Below are 16,322 nucleotides of genomic sequence, written 5' to 3'. Positions count from 1 at the left end.
GGCATATGGAACCCTTTATACTGGGATTACCAGTAATCTTGTGCAACGAATTTACCAACATAAGAAAGGTTTGGCTGAGGGATTCACTAAAAGATATAGTGTTCATCGCCTAGTTTATTACGAAATTCACTCTGATGTTTATGAAGCAATAATCAGAGAAAAACACATCAAAAAATGGAACAGACAATGGAAAATAAACTTGATCGAGCAAAACAACCCTCAGTCTACCTAAGCCTTCACTTCATTTGCCATCTCATCCATATTTGTTAATCGTCGATTCAAACACTGCCGAAACAAATGGCTTAATTCTATCTCGGCCATGTTTAACCAACTACCGTGTTTGGGATCAAATGATGATTTTTCCTTCCATCATCAGGCCGGAGCAGGGCAAAGATAAGAGCCGCCTCGTCATTTCAGGATCAGCGAGCTTGGCGATGACACGGCTCGTTCTTGCTATTTTTTTTGAGTTTGCTTAAATTTGTTTGCCTTATCTTATTTGGGAATCAATCTCATTGTGAATTATTTCATCAATATCAGGATTTTGTTCATACTGCCCGTTTTATTCCTGACAGGCTGCGTGAAACCGCCTCCAGCCAATGTTGAGAATATTTGCCATATATTTAAACAATATCCGAACTGGTACAGAGAAGCAAAAGATGTGCAACGCCGTTGGCGCGTGCCTATTCCAGTACAAATGGCTATTATTCATCAGGAATCTAAATTTAACGGCAAAGCGCGCCCTGAGCGCACCAAACTTCTCTGGATTATTCCATGGAAGAGGCCGTCTTCTGCATATGGATACACGCAGGCCCTTAAAACAACCTGGAGTGATTATAAAAAACATAACGGAAGTATTTGGTCTTCCAGAGATGATTTTGGTGATGCGGTTGATTTTATCGGATGGTATACGAATCTTGCCTATCAAAAGGCAGGAATTGCACGCAACGATCCTTATGCTTTATATCTTGCCTATCACGAAGGTATCGGCGGTTTTCAACGAAAAACATATTTAAAAAAGCAGTGGCTTATCCACGTTGCGCAAAAAGTTAAAAGACGTGCTCGAATTTATGAGGTGCAGTTAACGGGATGTGAACAATCGTTGCGGCGAAAAAACTGGCTGGCCTTGTGGTGAAATCATCATGGGCCGGCGCCCGCAAGAGACAAAGTCTGGTATAAAAAGTTCCGTATTCAGTCAGCTTGCCATAAAATCATTTCTGGATTTTGCAATGAAGTTCGCGATGATGCCAGGTTTTTTTGATGAGTGGGTTTGATTTAGCTGCGCATTGGGATGACAAAAACTAAATGAACCGGTACGATATGAGATTTTGTTGTGCATATTTATAGTCAGTCAGCAAATCCAACATCTTCTGGCCATAAATTATAGGGGAGTTAAAAATGGGACTTATGCGGTTAATGTTATTAGGCGGCCCTGGTGCTGGAAAAGGAACACAGGCAGAAAAATTGGCCAGCTATTTTAATATTCCTCAAATCTCAACTGGAGATATGTTGCGGACTGCAATCGCAACAAGAACGGAGCTTGGGCTCACCGCAAAAAAAATCATGGACGAGGGGCGCTTAGTGCCTGATGAGGTCATGATAAAACTTGTAGAATCCCGCCTGCAACTTGATGATTGCCGAGGAGGTTTTTTGCTGGATGGATTTCCAAGAACCATTGTTCAGGCTGAAGCCTTGACCAATTCAGAGGTAGATCTTGATCATGTGATAGAAATTGCCGTAGATGATGAAGAAATCGTTAAAAGAATCAGCGGCCGCAGAATCCATCCAGGTTCGGGAAGGGTTTATCACACTGAATATAATCCGCCTAAAAAAGAAGGCGTTGATGATATAACAGGGGAGCCATTGATTCAAAGGGATGATGATAAAGAGGACATTGTACGAAAGCGTCTTAAAGTTTACCACGAGCAGACAGAGCCTCTGATTGCATATTATCGCGAATGGGCAGGGCGTGATGAGCGTGCTCCACGATTTCATCATATTGAAGGAATAGGAGATGTTGAAACCATTTTCAACCGGATATTACAGGCGATAAAACAAGGAGGGTGATATGTCTGGAAGCGATGTACAAGCGATAGGCAAGGATCAGTTTGAAGTATTAATTGCCGAACATGAAATCTTTTTCGTTGATTTCTGGGCAGAGTGGTGCGCGCCTTGTAAGCAATTTGCCAAAATATATGAAAAAATTGCAGCTCAATTTTCAGATAAAATTTTATTTGCATCTGTTAATATTGAAAAAGAACAAGAGCTTGCTGAACTGTTTCAAATTCGTTCTATCCCACATCTCATGGTCTTTAAACAGGGAATTGCCATTTATTCTGAATCCGGCAGCATGCCTGCCTCAACTCTGGAAGAATTGGTTGAGCAGTCCTTAAGTGTCGATGTCAGTAAAATCCGAAAACAGCTTGAAGATGAGGAAAAAAATAGTTAGCGGGTAATGCATATTCCCCTATAAGCGAGGAGGCAGGCAGGCCGCTAAAAAAATTCAAGCGTTTATCAGTTTTGAGATATTTGATCATTTATTGCATTTTATGATAATTATTAGTACAATTTAGCAATTAACCTTAACAAATATCTTAATCATGACCTTATTTGCATCTTCCAAAGACAAAGATCTTAAGTTTTCAGACGTAAAAATTATCACAGGGAAATTTGGCGCAACCATTGAAAACCTGGCCAAATTTTCTAACTTGGCGGATCAAAATCTTTCTCAAGAAATTATCGCAATACTAAGTGAGCTAAATAAGATAAATCAATTAGATCCAGGCACGATCCAGGAGGAAATAATTGAAAATTTAAGAGCCCGATTCAATAAATTACTTTCCCAAAATAATTTGAAACAAGGCCATAGCTCTCTTTCTGATGTTGCTTTTGAAGCTTTAATAGATTTGGCCAAATTCAAGCCCATTAATAAAAATGATCCTATCTCTTGTGATGAAATCGAGGAGGAGGATAAGATTTTTGTTTCGACAGGGCATCAATTTTCTCTAAAAAACTTAATCGAATATCATAATACCCGTGCTTACCGCGGTAATCCCTTAGGTGAACGATATGACTCCAAATGGCTGCTTAATCCCCTAACTAATGATAAATTCCATCCCAAAGATGCGGTTCATATAAAAACTTTGGCAGACAAAAAGGGTATTGCTATTGAACATTTGAGAACCCAAGGTGAAGAAAATAGCCATTTGAGCAATTATGGTTTTTTTGGATCTCACGGCATCCCTCGTGCTAATCTAATCAACCCAATTGATTATTCCCATCAGGAAAGCTTTCCGACCATTGATTTTGCAGCTCTTGCGCGTTTGGAGCTGGCTATCGAGCAGCTAAGAGGGCAGATGTCTGCTTTTAATGGTAATGACGATTCTCTTGAAGATGGGCTTGAGGACCAATCTCTGCCTCTTCCGGTAATTGAATCTGCAACCCATCTGCGCAATTTAGGGATGACTGCCCAGCAGGCAAGAGTTCAGTTACTTGGTTTTGATGGCAATGATGACTCTCATGAAGATGAGCAAGAGGAGCCTTCTTTTTCTCTACAGCAATAAACAATTAAAGCCCTGTGGATTTCACAGTTTCCATTGTGGCTGATTCAAGAGCTCCATCGCTGCGTTCCGACGGCATCAAAACAGGTAAGCAATTACCTGATAACGTCCAGGATTATATGGAGCTCATATAATTTTCCAAAGCTGACTTTGTCGCTTTCTTTACATCAAAGCCGAGTTTTGTTCGCCTCCATAAAATATCTTCAGAAGTTTTAGCCCACTCCTCCTGAATTAAATAATCCACTTCGGCCTGATAGAGTGTACAGCCAAAATGAGTTCCCAAATCTGATATTTGCCTAGCATCTTTTAGGATGAGTTCTGCTCTCGTTCCATATAAAGAGAGATAGCGGTTTAAGGTATCTTCTGCCAGCCAGTGATATTTTTCTTTTGCCCAATAAGAATAATCAGCAAAGGACTTTCCCTTATAGTTTGCGCCTGGCAAATGTATTTTATCTGTAACTGACTCGCCCATGTCCGGAAAAATTGGCCGGAGCGTATCCACAATTTTTTTGCTGAGTTGCCGGTATGTGGTGATTTTCCCTCCGTAAATGGTTAAAGTTGGCGCAGGGTTTGTAAAAAACTGCCAGGTGTAATCTCGGCTTAGAGCTTGTGGCGATCTGCCGGGTGCTGCAATTAGCGGCCTTAGGCCGCTCCAGCTATGAATAATCTCATGGGGCTTAACCTGTTTCTTAAAATATTGATTAACAATGTTTAATAGATAATCGATTTCATTCGGATCAATATGAATTGGTGATCTGTCACCTGAATAAGGCACATCAGTGGTTCCTATCATGGTATGGTTGTAATAGGGGATAACAAACACAATACGCTGGTCGCTATGCTGTAAAAAATAGGCATGATTGCCTTCATACAACTTATGAACAACCAGATGGCTGCCTTTGATAAGGCTTAGGCTTTTAGTGTTGCTCACATTCAGTAAATGATTTACACCTTCCGCCCAGGGGCCTGCGGCATTAATGACTGCTTTTGCCCGTATTGAAAATTGTGTCTGATTTGCAGTGTGCATGGTTAAAATCCACTGATTATCCTGGACTTCAGCCTTAAGCAATCGGGTACGGGTGCAAATTTTAGCGCCATTGTTTTTGGCGGACAGCGCATTGACTAAAGTAAGCCTGGCATCATCAGCGGTGCAGTCATAAAATAAAAATCCTCTATCGAACGTATCTTGAAGAGACTTGAAGTAGACTGGATCCTTAAGGCGTTTTAACCACTTGCTTTTGGGCAGGCTATTTTTCCGGCTTAAATGATCATAGATAAATAGTCCAAGACGAATAAACCACTGGGGACGCATGTTTTTTTTATAAGGAAGAAACAGGGGCAAAGGGCGAACCAGATAAGGCACTGATTGCATGAGCACTTCCCGCTCTTCAAGCGCATGTTTAACCAGGGAAAAATCTCGCTGTTCAAGGTAACGCAGACCGCCATGGATTAATTTGGTACTGCGTGATGAAGTATGTGCCGCGAGATCATCCTGTTCACAAAGAAACACGCTCAACCCTCGCGATGAAGCGTCTGCCGCACAGCCACAACCGTTAATACCGCCTCCAATAATGGCAATATCATAAACCTGCTGCATTCTTATTTTTTCCTTACTAATAATCTGTTTATAATCATCTTTTTGAAGAGAGGCCATTATCCATGAGCTATCTTGTCGCAATCGATCAAGGAACCAGCAGCACAAGAGCTATGCTTTACTCATCCTCGGGAGAGTTGATTCAAAACAGTCAGTATCCCATAACGCAACATTATCCTGCAGCAGGGTGGGTCGAGCAAGATGCGGAAGAGATCTGGCAAAAAACCCTGCAAGCGATAAAAGATGTTATTTCTTGTGTAGACAGTAAAAAAATTGTTGCCTGCGGCATCACCAATCAGCGTGAAACTACCTTGCTTTGGGACAAAAAAACCGGCCATTGTCTTTCACCTGCCATTGTTTGGCAGGATAGACGTACGGAAAAATTCTGTCAAAATTTAAAAAATGATTGCCAAGAGATTATTCTTGCAAAAACTGGCCTGGTTATTGATCCCTATTTTTCTGCTTCGAAAATCCATTGGCTGCTCAATCATATAAAAGAGGCAAACAAACTTGCTAAAAAGGAACAGCTTGCTTTTGGTACCATTGATAGCTTTCTCATCTGGCGTTTAACTGGAGGCAAAAAACACCTGACTGATATCACCAATGCCTCAAGAACAATGTTGTTCAATATCCATGAGCAAATCTGGGACAAGGAGTTATTAGCGATATTCAATATCCCTTTTGGTATTTTGCCTGAGATTAGGGACTGTGATGCCGCATTTGGTGAGATAGACAAACGCCTATTTGGCAGAACCATCCCAATTACCGGGGTGGCAGGAGATCAACAGGCTGCCTTGATTGGACAATGTTGCTTTACTCAAGGAGCAATGAAAGCGACTTACGGCACAGGCGGTTTTTTACTGTTGAATACCGGTGAGGATGTCATCTCTTCACAATTCAAGCTGCTCTCGACCGTTGCCTACCGTCTACAGGGGAAAACAGCCTATGGGCTTGAAGGGGGCATTTATCATGCAGGAACTACTATAAAGTGGTTGCGCGATGAACTCAAACTGTTTTCACAGGCATCAGATACGGAATCACTGGCCCGGAGTTTGTCCAGTAATGAAGGAGTTTATTTAATCCCATCATTTACCGGACTTGGCGCTCCCCATTGGCTATCCAGACACGGGGCGATAATTACCGGACTGTCAAGAACCAGCACCGCTTCACATTTTGCCCGTGCAGCCCTTGAAAGTGTAGCCTATCAAACACGTGACGTATTGCTCGCTATGCGTCAGGATTATCAGCAGCCGATATCATGTTTTCGTGTTGATGGAGGCATGGCTGCCAATTCCTGGTTTTTGCAATATCTTTCTTCCCAGTGTGACTTAACAATTGAACGGCCAAAAGATGTTGAAACAACTGCCCGGGGAGCGGCAATGGCTGCCGGGCTTGGCTCTGGATTATATACTTCATTAAATGAACTGGAAGAAAAATGGCAGTGTGAAAGAAGTTTTATCCCCTCTCAGGATGAGCAGGTAAATTCATGGTATAACGAATGGAAAAATGCCTTAAGACTCATTTGCCCAAATTAGATTGGGATTTGTTAGATCTGTTAAAAGGCAGCCAAGAGACTCTTCGATCGCAACTTCATCTAGCAGAAGCTGCCGGATTCCAAATTAATCCTCGTTAAAGATATTCGTTGATGTCAATCGAAGCTTTTTTCCCTATGTGGCGGTAATGTTGTTTTAGCCAGTCTTCAGCTTCTCTTCTGCCTTCCTCATACAGGCTTTTGAGAAATTTCCAGGAAGGCAATAGTTTACTGGCAACCGAATAGGATTGCATGGTGATATCTGAGCGTATGGCGTGCATGTAAACCCGCTTCATTTCTTTTCGATATTCAGGTTTAATTTTTCCTTCGTCCAACAGCCTGCTGATAAAGGCGATAACCCGCATTTCCCTAAGCAAGGAAGAATTAAAACTGATTTCATTCATACGATTTAAGATATCTGTGGCGTTTTCAGGTAATTGATCGCGGTTAATTGGATTAATATGCAAAATTAGAATATCCGGACATAAAGAATTGTAGATAAGCGGAAAAAGGGCAGGGTTCCCCATATACCCTCCATCCCAATAAAACTCCCCATCGATTTCAACTGTGGGAAAAATGAATGGCAGACAGGCAGAAGCCATAACGGCATCAGCAGACAGTTCATTATTGGTAAAAATTTTAATTTTTCCTGTTTTAACATTAGTCGCGGAAATAAAAACTTTTACTAACCCGGTATCCCTGATTTTTGCAAAATCAACCTGATCAACCAAAATGTCTCTCAATGGATTGAAGTTAGCCGGATTTAGTTGGCTTGGGGTAAACATTCTTTGCATTAAATCAAAGAAATAAAAGGAAATGGATTGTTCAGGCTTAACGCCGAAAAATTCTTCGATAGGGGTGAGCCTTACTGGGCTAAAAAACTCTCCCACTTCGCTGACTCTTTTCCAGAATTCGTGGAGTGCCTCCCTTGCGCCATCATTCCCGCCTTTGATGAGGCCATGAGCTAAAATAACAGCATTCATTGCACCGGCACTGGTAGCAGATATGGCATCAAACCTGACTCGGCCATCTTCTAAAAGCTTATCAAGAATGCCCCAGGTTAAAGCACCATGCGCGCCGCCTCCCTGTAGAGCTAGATTTAAGTTTTTTTGTTTTTGGGCCATAACTCTGCTTACCATAAGGGCAAGAATAATCCAGTTAAAATCGACAATGCCTGCAATTTAATACTTTAATTATAGGCAAGAATTTAAAAATCAGTTCCGGTGTCATTTGGGCTCACTGTACTTACCAAAAAAATGTTACTTTACTTTTTACGTGAATATGAAATAACCTTCCATTATTTTTTTGGCGATAAAATGAGCAGTATATCCGTTTCGTTGCTGGCCTATGAGCCAGATTTAATTGAGCGCTACCAGGCATTAAGCAGCCTTCCCGGTTTTGCCTTGCTTGAAAGCTCTGACAAAAGGCGGGGACGTTATGACATTGTTACAGCCTGTCCATATCATCGCTTGCGGTATACTGCAGAAAGCAAGGAAATTGTCCAAACTTACAATGAAATACTGCGCTTGCTTCCTGAGGCAAAAAATCACAATGATTTGCCCTTTCAGGGAGGGGCATTAGGGTATATAGCTTATGATTTTGCAGCTCATCTGACAGGTTTTCATGCAACAAGGCATCCTTTGCTCGCCAATATGCCGGTTGTTGATTTGGGCTTTTATGACTGGGCTATCATTGCCGATCATTTAGAAAAAAAAGTATTCCTAATCGCAGCCAATCAGCAACCTGAGACAGCATATCTTGTTCAAGATATTCTAAAGCGCTGGAATCATGCTCAGAATATAAGGACTTTTTCTCTGAGCCAATCATTTGTTCCTCTAATATCCAAAGATGAGTATAAAGCAGCTTTTAATGCCATCCATCGTGATTTGAGACGGGGAAGAGCCTACCAGGTTAACTACACGCAGCCTTTTATTGCGCAATTTAGTGGAGATCCCTGGCTGTTTTATAAATGCGTCAGCAGAAAAAACCCTACTCCATACGCTGCGTTCTTACGTCTTGCTGAAGCAGATGTGATTAGTTTTTCACCTGAGCGATTTTTATTTTGCAACCAAGGTCATCTTTTAACCTCGCCAATCAAAGGTTCCATTCAACGCTCCCTGGATCCTGCAGAAGATCAAAAACTGCAAGCGGCTCTTATAGCCTCAGAAAAAAACCGGGCGGAAAATACCATGATAGTGGATTTGATGCGTAACGATCTGGGCAGGATAGCAGTACCTGGCAGCGTAAGGGTTGAATCCCTCTGTTCCGTGCAGAGTTATCACTCAGTCCACCATCTGGTGAGCGATATATCTGCCCAGTGCCGGACAGATTGCGCCCCGATCAATGCTTTGGCTGCCTGTTTTCCAGGAGGTTCCATAACCGGCGCGCCCAAGCGAGAAGCCATGAAGATAATCTTTGAACAAGAAGCATACGCGCGAGGAGTATATTGCGGAAGCATTGGATACTTTTCCCGGCATGGCCGGTTTGATACGAATATTGCTATCCGTACCATAACTGCTACAAAAGAGAATATGTATTTATCTGCTGGCGGAGGGATTGTGATTGACTCAAAGTGCGAGGAAGAATATGACGAATGCTATACTAAAATTAAAGCAATTGTAGAAAGTTTTTAAAATATCCAGACACCTTGAGGAGTAAATGACCAGTAATCGCAATTTAATGTGTAATAAATCTGCTGTTGTTGTGCTTCATGAACAGGATTCAGATTCTATAATACTGACAAAACGCAGTCAGCATTTGCGTACCCATCCTGGAGAAATCTGTTTTCCTGGAGGAGGGTGGGAGTCATGTGACAAGGATTTATGGACAACAGCTTTGCGGGAATTAGAAGAAGAACTGGGCATTCAGGCGGATCGTGTACACCGCATTGAGGCATTATCTCCAGAAAGGACTCATGCCAAAACAGTCATTTACCCATGGCTTGCAACCATTACAAAGCTTCAACCGTTTTTAATGAATGAGAATGAAGTCTCTGCGGTTATTGCCCTTCCAGTGAGGGAAGTCACCTGTCAGGAGAATTATCAAGACATTATTGTTTCCAAATACGGAAAAGTTATCCAAAGCTGCCAATTTATTGCTTCCCAGCACTTTGTCTGGGGAGCGACAGCTCGCATTATGAAACAATTATGCGAGATTAAAACTCTGATCAAATAGGGTCATTTGGCAATTTAAATAACGGTTAGTCAAAAATTTGCTCATCATTTTATTCGTTTTATTGATATGAGCTATGCAGGTATTACTCTCCCAATCCCGCGCGTCATGCCTTTATTTTAAAGCCCGTCTTAAAATCTTGCCCACATTGGATTTGGGCAAGTCATCGTAAAATTCAATAATCTTTGGAACTTTATAAGGGGTTAGATGTTTGCGGCAATGGGTGATAATGGCTTCTTCGGTGAGATTATCGTCCCTTTTGACGATGCAGGCTTTGACTTTTTCTCCGCTGTCGTTTTCAGGAACGCCAATAACGCCTACTTCAAGGATACCCGGCATAAGGCTTATGACTTGTTCTACTTCATTAGGGTAAACGTTAAAGCCTGAAACCAGAATCATTTCTTTTTTTCGGTCAATGAGATAAACAAATCCATTTTCATCAACAGTTGCGATATCGCCCGTACGCAGAAAACCATCAGGCCAAAAAACAAGCGAAGTTTCATCCGGCCGTTGCCAGTATCCAGGCATAACCTGTGGACCTTTAACGCATAATTCGCCTTTATCACCCGGGGGAAGTTCTTGACCATCATCATCCCGTATCGAAATCTCGGTCGATGGCAACGGTAAACCAATACTGCCATTATATTCTTGAAGATACAGAGGATTAATGGTTACAGCAGGGCTGGTTTCGGTAAGTCCATAAGCCTCAAGAATTGGCGCATTTGTTTTTTCTTTCCATTTAATGGCGACACTTTTTTTCAGAGGCATACCGCCAGCAAGGGCAAGCTTTAACCGGCTGAAATCAATTTCATCAAATTGAGGGTGGTTTAATAATGCGTTAAATAAGGTATTCACCCCTGTAATGGCAGTGAAGCCCGTTTTCTTAATTTCCCTGATAAATTGGGTAATATCCCGCGGATTGGTTATCAGGATATTCTTTGCCCCAAGTGCTAAAAACGTCAGGCAATTGGCAGTCAGGGAGAATATATGATAAAGCGGCAGGGCGGTAACAATAATCTCTTCGCTATCTAAATCCAGCGGCTTAAGCCAGCTTGTCGCCTGAAGGATGTTGGCTACCATATTGCCGTGCGTCAACATCGCGCCCTTGGCGATTCCTGTTGTGCCGCCTGTATACTGTAAAAAAGCGATATCATCATGATTTAAAGGATTGTTCTTCAGGCTGCCGCGTTTCCCAATGTGCAGCGCTTTTCTAAAGCCAACTGCCTGGGGAAGATGATAGTCAGGAATCATTTTTTTAACATGCCGCACAACAGAGTTTACAATAGAGCGCTTGATTAATGGAAACATGTCGCCAATTTGTGTCACGACAACATGCTGCAGCATAGGCATATCTGGCAAAGCTTTTTCTACGGTTTGTGCAAAATTGGCCGCTACAACGATGGCTTTTGCGCCGGAATCATTCATTTGATGCATAACTTCATCCGGCGTATACAATGGATTCGTATTGACAACAATCAATCCGGCTCGCAATATTCCAAAAAGAGCGATGGGGTATTGCAGCAAGTTGGGCATCATGATGGCAACTCTTTCGCCTTTTTCCAAACCAAGCTGCTGAAGATATATGGCAAATTGCCGGCTTAATTGATCCAGTCGCCTGAAGGTCAGACCTGTACCCATATTGGCATAGGCAATTTTATCTTGATGTTGTTTTGCGGATTCCTCAAATAAAGCGTTAATGGATGAATACCGACTCATATCAATATCATGTGAAACGCCTTCTTGATAATGCTTAAGCCACAATTTCTCCACTATAGAAAACCTTCTGTTATTGATTGATGCATGCTAGTATATACTCATTGGCTGGTAATTAGCGATCTTATCTCATTGCTTTTTCAGTATTTCCTATACGATATGTTGACGTTTCTTGCCAGAACCCTGTGCCTTCTGCGGTATTCATAGCGCTTGGGCATCGAGAAACCGCCAACGCCGTTAAATATGATTGCAAAAACCAGGGGATTTTTATTTTGTCAAATTTTAACAAGACAACTATGGCAGAAACCCTACTTAAAACCCAGGCTTTCAAGCTTAAAGGAAGGCTCTTTACCTTCACGGTGATATCGCTTCTGGAGCCCGACGAGGATTTGTTTACCGCCCAGCTTGCTGAAATTGTTGCCAAGGCTCCGCGATTGTTCACGAATACGCCTGTGGTAATTGATTGTTCTGTTATTAGTCAGCCGTTGAACCTTGGGATCTATTGCCGCCATATACGGGCGCATGGGTTAATCCCGGTTGCTGTACAAGGGGAGCAAGGGTGGCTTGTTTCAGCCGCCCAAAGTGCCGGCCTTGCTATTTTGCATGCAAACTCGAGCTTTGATAAGACGGCGTTCGATTCTCATGAGCCAGAACCAGTCACGGTTTTTGAACCCATACGCAGTAAGTTGATAACCCATCCCGTACGATCCGGCCAGCAGGTTGTCAGTAAAGGCGATTTGGTTATTACCGCGGCTGTCAGTCATGGCGCTGAACTGTTAGCCGATGGGCATATTCATGTATACGGCCCTTTGCGAGGCAGGGCGCTCGCGGGCATTGAAGGCAACAAGCAAGCCCGAATTTTTTGCCAGTCACTTGAGGCAGAGCTGGTTTCCATCGCTGGTTTTTATCGCTTGAGTGATGCGATTGAGCCTCTTGGCGGGCCTTGCCAAATATATCTTCAGGATGATCGCATCCATATTGAACCAGTATGATTGAAGCAGTATTCATTTCAGACCTGCATCTTCACCCTGAAGAGTCAGCAATTACACAGCGCTTTAACTTATTCATTGATTGGGCAATTAAAAATACAAAATCAGTCTATATTCTTGGCGATTTTTTTCATGTGTGGCCGGGTGATGATGCCCTGGATGACTGGAACCTTTCTATCGCAAGGCGTTTGTCGCTTCTTGCGGAACATGATATCGCAGTTTATTTTATTCGGGGAAATCGGGATTTTTTGCTGGGTCAGGAATTTGCAAAACATGCTCAAATAAAAATGCTTGAAGAACCGGCGATCATCACGCTTGGACAAAAGCAGATCTTGCTGGTACACGGCGATCGCTATTGCACCAAAGATCGCGGGCATCAGTTACTGCGATTGTTGACCAGAAATCCATTATTCCCAGCCTTTTTTTTAAAATTGCCGTGGAAAATCCGAAGCAAAATTGTGCGAAAAATGCGGCAAACCAGTCAGCGAAACCGCGGCAAAAGTGAATATATGCTCCAAATTGTGCCATCAGCCATGCTGAAACATATGCAACAGTTAAAAGCTGATACCATCATACACGGCCATATACACAGGCCAGGCTCGCACGACCATGAAACTCAAGACAAAATTTTACAGCAGTATGTCTTGAGCGATTGGGATGACAATCCATTATTGTTGTGCTATCATAAGTCAAGTGGTTTTTATTTTGACCTTCTTGTGGAGGATTAACATGGCAGACACAGAATTACAACGGCATATCAAAGAGAACCTGCAAAAAAAGAGGGATGAAGAACGCCGCATTCAGGCTTTAAAAAGACAGGGAGAGCAGGAACAAAAAAATGCAAATGCCGAACCAAAATGGAAAGCTGTTAAAGACCTGGCCGAAAAGATGATTGAGAGCGGTTACCAGGGATTTGATAACTGGACTTCCGCATACAGCCAGATTGTAAATGTCTGTCTGAAGTTAAATGAAGCCATCAGTGCCTCTGATTTAGGCGGCCAGGTTGCTGGAGCTATTTTTGACAAAACATTCCGACCGCTTCTTCACAAACTCGAAGATAAATTCGGCAATAAAATGCCGGATTTTAAAGTTCAGGGCGTTGAATTTACCGACGATAACAAACTCGATTTGAATGGTTTAAATGTCACGGCTTCAGACGGTACCATATTGCCGCCGGGCACGGATGAAATATTTAAAAGAGGCGTTATTTCCTGGCTGCAGACTAATGGGTATCAGCAGTCCCGCGATGAGGCAAATGTTTTTGTTGACCGGAATGGGCACAGGCTTACCAAAGACGGATTTCAGGAGCTTTTAAATGACGGTGAGAGCGGGCTTGCCAACTATCTTGGCCAACGCCATGAGGTTAATGTCGAATATAATTCCCCAAGACCTAGCCTATAATCCATTGAACCATGCCGCCTTGCCCGAAGTTGATCAAGAGACTGCTTTAGGTATTCCGCTGTGAAAGCGGAATACTTCTTCAATTTGATAAATGTGTTCGTTTTCAATATTGAGAAAATCCTCAATCCGCTTGTCTGTGTTTTTTCCATATAACCGCGAAAGCCGCAAATAATCTCTAAAATGCCGGGCTTCAGATCGGGCAAGAGTAAGATAAAATCTGGCTAAATCACTATCATTAATTAAGGAACTCAAGGCATAAAATCGTTCGCAAGAACGCGCTTCGATAATGGCGCCGACAATAAGCTGATCACATAGCCGTTCATTTGTCCCATTTACCGCCACTTCCTGATGGAGCCTAAGCATATAGGAGCAAGGCTTAAGGGCTGTAAAGGCAATATTTCTTGCCTTTAACAAAGCCACTACTTTTTCAAAATGCAATAATTCTTCCCGGGCGAGGGGCGACATAACCGCAACCAAATCGGTTTTTTCTGGATATTTGCTGATAAAATTAACTGCGGTAGCCGCGGCCTTTCTTTCGCAATGCGCATGATCAACGAGGAGGAGCGGCAGTTGCAGAACCGCATGGCTTAACCATTCCCTGGGTGAAGGAATCCGAAGAAACTGCAACAGCTCATCTATTTCTTTTGTTTCTTTCATAACAAATGGTGTTCCGGTTTTTTTTGGCGACATTTTTTCGACTATCCACTCGTCAGCAGAAAAATGTCAGTTTGTTGTCAGGAGATGCTTTTTATCAGCCTGTTCAAAAAAAATCAAGTTGGCGCATTCACAGCAGGAGTTTAACTGGCAGCCTTCCCTATCCAACAGAGCCTAAAAACATTCGCATCAGGTGATAATCTGTATATACTTATAAAAATAAATGGTTTTTTATAAGATGAATTATGAATGAAGCGACTGATCTTGATTTAAAAAAATGGCTCTCAACCTATGGGATCCTAACCGCAGAACGGGTGCTTGAAACATTTAATATTCGTCTTAAGCATGATGAATTGATTACAGCGATAAAAAATCCCCGCAGCATTTATTATCAGCTGTTGCGGGTTCCCTTAAAGAATATATTCAATGGAATCATTCTTCAGCAAACGCAAGATTATCAGGTCTATGCGCAAAAATTATTCATTGATTACCTGCTATCAGGGGAGAATGAGAAAGATGCAAGCGCGCCAGGCGCCAACACGCGCGAAGAGATTGAAGAGGAAAGAAAAAAACTGATTAATTTGGGTGATGAGTTTAGCCAGCTGGAAATTGCCCATCAAACGTTAATTGGCGAAAGCCAGTTAAGTTTAATTAAGTTATCGCGTGAGCTCCAAAATTCATTAAACACTGCGGCTAAAAAATGTAAAGCGATTCTACAGCATCATGGCGTCAATCAATCCCAGGAAGCAGTCATGCAGGCCATCAAAGTTGCGATCATTCATTATGATTTAAGTGATGAAATGCTCGCTGAATCTTCATCATTTTGGGATGAAATTGAAAAAAACCTTGGAATAAGCCTCAACCGAGAAATGCGTTCCGAGCTGAGCCCGAGTATTACCCAGTTTCACCAACATAAAGCGGAAATAGATCAACTCCTTTCCTCGTATTTAACCAGGGCTGAAGAAATTGCACAAAATTTGCGTCTTTTTCGCAAGCGCTTTTTTGACACGATTCTCAAAGCAAATGAATTGATTAAATCACTTCCCGATTATCACCCTGATGAAGCCAGGGAAAAGGAAAATTTACAATCATTAAATTTTGACCGGGAGATTGGAGAAGTACATCCTGAATCATGAGCAGATGGATGATTTCCTCCAGCATAATGCAGTCAAAATATGATTTTGTCCTGGCTCGCTATTCTCTGCTCCTAGTCAGTGTGCCTTCATTTCATGTATAATGCTGGCTTTTTAACCTAAATTGGAGCCTGAAATGACAACCGAGTTAACTTTGTCTATTATTAAACCAGATGCTGTTGCTAAATCCGTTATTGGTAAAATTTATACACGATTTGAAGAAGCTGGACTGGATATTGTTGCTGCGAAAATGATGCATCTGACTCGAGAACAGGCTGAAGGATTTTATGCCGTGCATAAAAATAGACCTTTTTTCAATGACTTGGTTTCTTTTATGATTTCAGGTCCGGTGATGATTCAGGTGTTGCGAGGAGAAAATGCAATTGCCAAAAATCGTGAGATTATGGGAGCTACCAATCCGAAAGAAGCGGCACCCGGAACAATCCGTGCGGATTTTGCTGAGAGTATTGATGCGAATGCCGTACATGGTTCAGACAGCCCTGAAACAGCAGCTCAGGAAATTGCCTATTTCTTCAAACCAGAAGAAATCCACACAAGGAAATGATGCGACGGATTCGG

17 protein-coding genes and 1 pseudogene are annotated in these 16,322 nt (G+C 42.3%); 13 read left to right on the top strand and 5 right to left on the bottom strand.

Annotated features, from left to right (window positions below; all coding sequences use genetic code 11):
- Positions 1–232: GIY-YIG nuclease family protein (locus Llon_RS11315; RefSeq protein WP_083503283.1), on the top strand; the 232-nt coding region annotated here is incomplete at its 5' end.
- Here the strand turns inward: Llon_RS11315 and Llon_RS11750 are convergent.
- A pseudogene (locus tag Llon_RS11750) lies at positions 232–351 on the bottom strand (IS630 family transposase); the annotation flags it as partial. The gene Llon_RS11315 and the pseudogene Llon_RS11750 overlap by 1 nt on opposite strands.
- A gap of 163 nt (positions 352–514) precedes the next feature.
- Between Llon_RS11750 and Llon_RS07265 the strand changes: the two are divergent.
- The 4 genes from Llon_RS07265 to Llon_RS07250 all read left to right on the top strand — a co-directional run bounded on the left by Llon_RS07265 (position 515) and on the right by Llon_RS07250 (position 3,560).
- Positions 515–1,132: a transglycosylase SLT domain-containing protein gene (locus Llon_RS07265; protein ID WP_242601658.1), complete on the top strand. Its 618-nt coding sequence runs from the start codon at positions 515–517 to the stop codon at positions 1,130–1,132.
- Between the two features lie 272 nt (positions 1,133–1,404).
- The gene (adk, locus tag Llon_RS07260) at positions 1,405–2,064 is read left to right on the top strand and encodes an adenylate kinase (RefSeq protein ID WP_058529493.1); all 660 of its coding nucleotides are present in this window, start codon (positions 1,405–1,407) and stop codon (positions 2,062–2,064) included.
- Between the two features lies 1 nt (position 2,065).
- Positions 2,066–2,446, top strand: a complete 381-nt coding sequence (locus Llon_RS07255; RefSeq protein WP_058529389.1) for a thioredoxin family protein — start codon at positions 2,066–2,068, stop codon at positions 2,444–2,446.
- Between the two features lie 151 nt (positions 2,447–2,597).
- The gene (locus Llon_RS07250) at positions 2,598–3,560 is read left to right on the top strand and encodes a hypothetical protein (protein ID WP_058529388.1); all 963 of its coding nucleotides are present in this window, start codon (positions 2,598–2,600) and stop codon (positions 3,558–3,560) included.
- A gap of 112 nt (positions 3,561–3,672) precedes the next feature.
- Here the strand turns inward: Llon_RS07250 and glpD are convergent, their stop codons facing one another.
- Positions 3,673–5,154, bottom strand: a complete 1,482-nt coding sequence (gene glpD / locus Llon_RS07245) for a glycerol-3-phosphate dehydrogenase (RefSeq protein WP_058529492.1) — start codon at positions 5,152–5,154, stop codon at positions 3,673–3,675.
- A gap of 62 nt (positions 5,155–5,216) precedes the next feature.
- Here glpD and glpK point away from each other — a divergent pair, with 62 nt between their 5' ends.
- Positions 5,217–6,686, top strand: coding sequence for a glycerol kinase GlpK (glpK, locus tag Llon_RS07240; RefSeq protein ID WP_058529387.1), 1,470 nt, complete (start codon positions 5,217–5,219; stop codon positions 6,684–6,686).
- A 94-nt stretch (positions 6,687–6,780) separates the two neighbouring features.
- Here glpK and Llon_RS07235 read toward each other — a convergent pair whose 3' ends face one another.
- Positions 6,781–7,806 (bottom strand): patatin-like phospholipase family protein, encoded by a 1,026-nt coding sequence (locus Llon_RS07235; protein WP_058529386.1) that lies wholly within the window; start codon positions 7,804–7,806, stop codon positions 6,781–6,783.
- Between the two features lie 192 nt (positions 7,807–7,998).
- On the opposite strand from Llon_RS07235, the gene pabB reads away from it, so the two are divergent.
- A complete protein-coding gene (gene pabB, locus Llon_RS07230) occupies positions 7,999–9,315 on the top strand; it encodes an aminodeoxychorismate synthase component I (protein ID WP_058529491.1) in 1,317 nt (438 codons plus the stop codon).
- 25 nt (positions 9,316–9,340) lie between these two features.
- Positions 9,341–9,856, top strand: coding sequence for an NUDIX hydrolase (locus tag Llon_RS07225; RefSeq protein WP_058529385.1), 516 nt, complete (start codon positions 9,341–9,343; stop codon positions 9,854–9,856).
- Positions 9,857–9,967: 111 nt separating this feature from the next.
- Here Llon_RS07225 and Llon_RS07220 read toward each other — a convergent pair whose 3' ends face one another.
- Complete coding sequence (locus Llon_RS07220) at positions 9,968–11,623, bottom strand: AMP-binding protein (protein WP_058529384.1); 1,656 nt, start codon at positions 11,621–11,623, stop codon at positions 9,968–9,970.
- Positions 11,624–11,862: 239 nt separating this feature from the next.
- Here Llon_RS07220 and minC point away from each other — a divergent pair, with 239 nt between their 5' ends.
- The 3 genes from minC to Llon_RS07205 are packed head-to-tail and all read left to right on the top strand — an operon-like array spanning position 11,863 to position 13,956.
- Positions 11,863–12,558: a septum site-determining protein MinC gene (minC, locus tag Llon_RS07215; RefSeq protein WP_058529490.1), complete on the top strand. Its 696-nt coding sequence runs from the start codon at positions 11,863–11,865 to the stop codon at positions 12,556–12,558.
- Positions 12,555–13,283: a UDP-2,3-diacylglucosamine diphosphatase gene (locus Llon_RS07210; protein ID WP_058529383.1), complete on the top strand. Its 729-nt coding sequence runs from the start codon at positions 12,555–12,557 to the stop codon at positions 13,281–13,283. The genes minC and Llon_RS07210 overlap by 4 nt, the downstream gene beginning before the upstream one ends.
- A 1-nt stretch (position 13,284) precedes the next feature.
- Positions 13,285–13,956 carry a hypothetical protein gene (locus Llon_RS07205; protein WP_058529382.1) on the top strand — a complete coding sequence of 224 codons (672 nt, stop codon included), beginning with the start codon at positions 13,285–13,287 and terminating at the stop codon, positions 13,954–13,956.
- A gap of 33 nt (positions 13,957–13,989) precedes the next feature.
- Here the strand turns inward: Llon_RS07205 and Llon_RS07200 are convergent, their stop codons facing one another.
- On the bottom strand, positions 13,990–14,646 hold the full coding sequence (locus tag Llon_RS07200; RefSeq protein ID WP_412754035.1) for a MiaE family protein: 657 nt from the start codon (positions 14,644–14,646) through the stop codon (positions 13,990–13,992).
- 209 nt (positions 14,647–14,855) lie between these two features.
- Here Llon_RS07200 and Llon_RS07195 point away from each other — a divergent pair, with 209 nt between their 5' ends.
- Positions 14,856–15,746, top strand: coding sequence for a hypothetical protein (locus Llon_RS07195; protein ID WP_058529381.1), 891 nt, complete (start codon positions 14,856–14,858; stop codon positions 15,744–15,746).
- A 133-nt stretch (positions 15,747–15,879) separates the two neighbouring features.
- The gene (gene ndk, locus Llon_RS07190) at positions 15,880–16,308 is read left to right on the top strand and encodes a nucleoside-diphosphate kinase (RefSeq protein ID WP_058529380.1); all 429 of its coding nucleotides are present in this window, start codon (positions 15,880–15,882) and stop codon (positions 16,306–16,308) included.
- The last annotated feature ends 14 nt before the right edge of the window (positions 16,309–16,322 follow it).

The sequence above is a fragment of the Legionella londiniensis genome, from assembly GCF_001467825.1.
In the GTDB taxonomy this organism is placed as follows: Bacteria; Pseudomonadota; Gammaproteobacteria; order Legionellales; family Legionellaceae; genus Legionella_A; species Legionella_A londiniensis.
This window is presented reverse-complemented; position numbering and strand designations above follow the sequence as displayed.

Bases quoted from the DNA above. Each gene is read 5' to 3' on its own strand.
- pabB (WP_058529491.1), top strand. From the start codon at position 7,999: ATGAGCAGTATATCCGTTTCGTTGCTGGCCTATGAGCCAGATTTAATT.
- glpD (WP_058529492.1), bottom strand. From the start codon at position 5,154: ATGCAGCAGGTTTATGATATTGCCATTATTGGAGGCGGTATTAACGGT.
- Llon_RS07205 (WP_058529382.1), top strand. From the start codon at position 13,285: ATGGCAGACACAGAATTACAACGGCATATCAAAGAGAACCTGCAAAAA.
- Llon_RS07225 (WP_058529385.1), top strand. From the start codon at position 9,341: ATGACCAGTAATCGCAATTTAATGTGTAATAAATCTGCTGTTGTTGTG.
- Llon_RS07235 (WP_058529386.1), bottom strand. From the start codon at position 7,806: ATGGCCCAAAAACAAAAAAACTTAAATCTAGCTCTACAGGGAGGCGGC.
- glpK (WP_058529387.1), top strand. From the start codon at position 5,217: ATGAGCTATCTTGTCGCAATCGATCAAGGAACCAGCAGCACAAGAGCT.
- Llon_RS07255 (WP_058529389.1), top strand. From the start codon at position 2,066: ATGTCTGGAAGCGATGTACAAGCGATAGGCAAGGATCAGTTTGAAGTA.
- Llon_RS07200 (WP_412754035.1), bottom strand. From the start codon at position 14,646: ATGTCGCCAAAAAAAACCGGAACACCATTTGTTATGAAAGAAACAAAA.
- ndk (WP_058529380.1), top strand. From the start codon at position 15,880: ATGACAACCGAGTTAACTTTGTCTATTATTAAACCAGATGCTGTTGCT.
- Llon_RS07210 (WP_058529383.1), top strand. From the start codon at position 12,555: ATGATTGAAGCAGTATTCATTTCAGACCTGCATCTTCACCCTGAAGAG.
- minC (WP_058529490.1), top strand. From the start codon at position 11,863: ATGGCAGAAACCCTACTTAAAACCCAGGCTTTCAAGCTTAAAGGAAGG.
- Llon_RS07195 (WP_058529381.1), top strand. From the start codon at position 14,856: ATGAATGAAGCGACTGATCTTGATTTAAAAAAATGGCTCTCAACCTAT.
- Llon_RS07250 (WP_058529388.1), top strand. From the start codon at position 2,598: ATGACCTTATTTGCATCTTCCAAAGACAAAGATCTTAAGTTTTCAGAC.
- adk (WP_058529493.1), top strand. From the start codon at position 1,405: ATGCGGTTAATGTTATTAGGCGGCCCTGGTGCTGGAAAAGGAACACAG.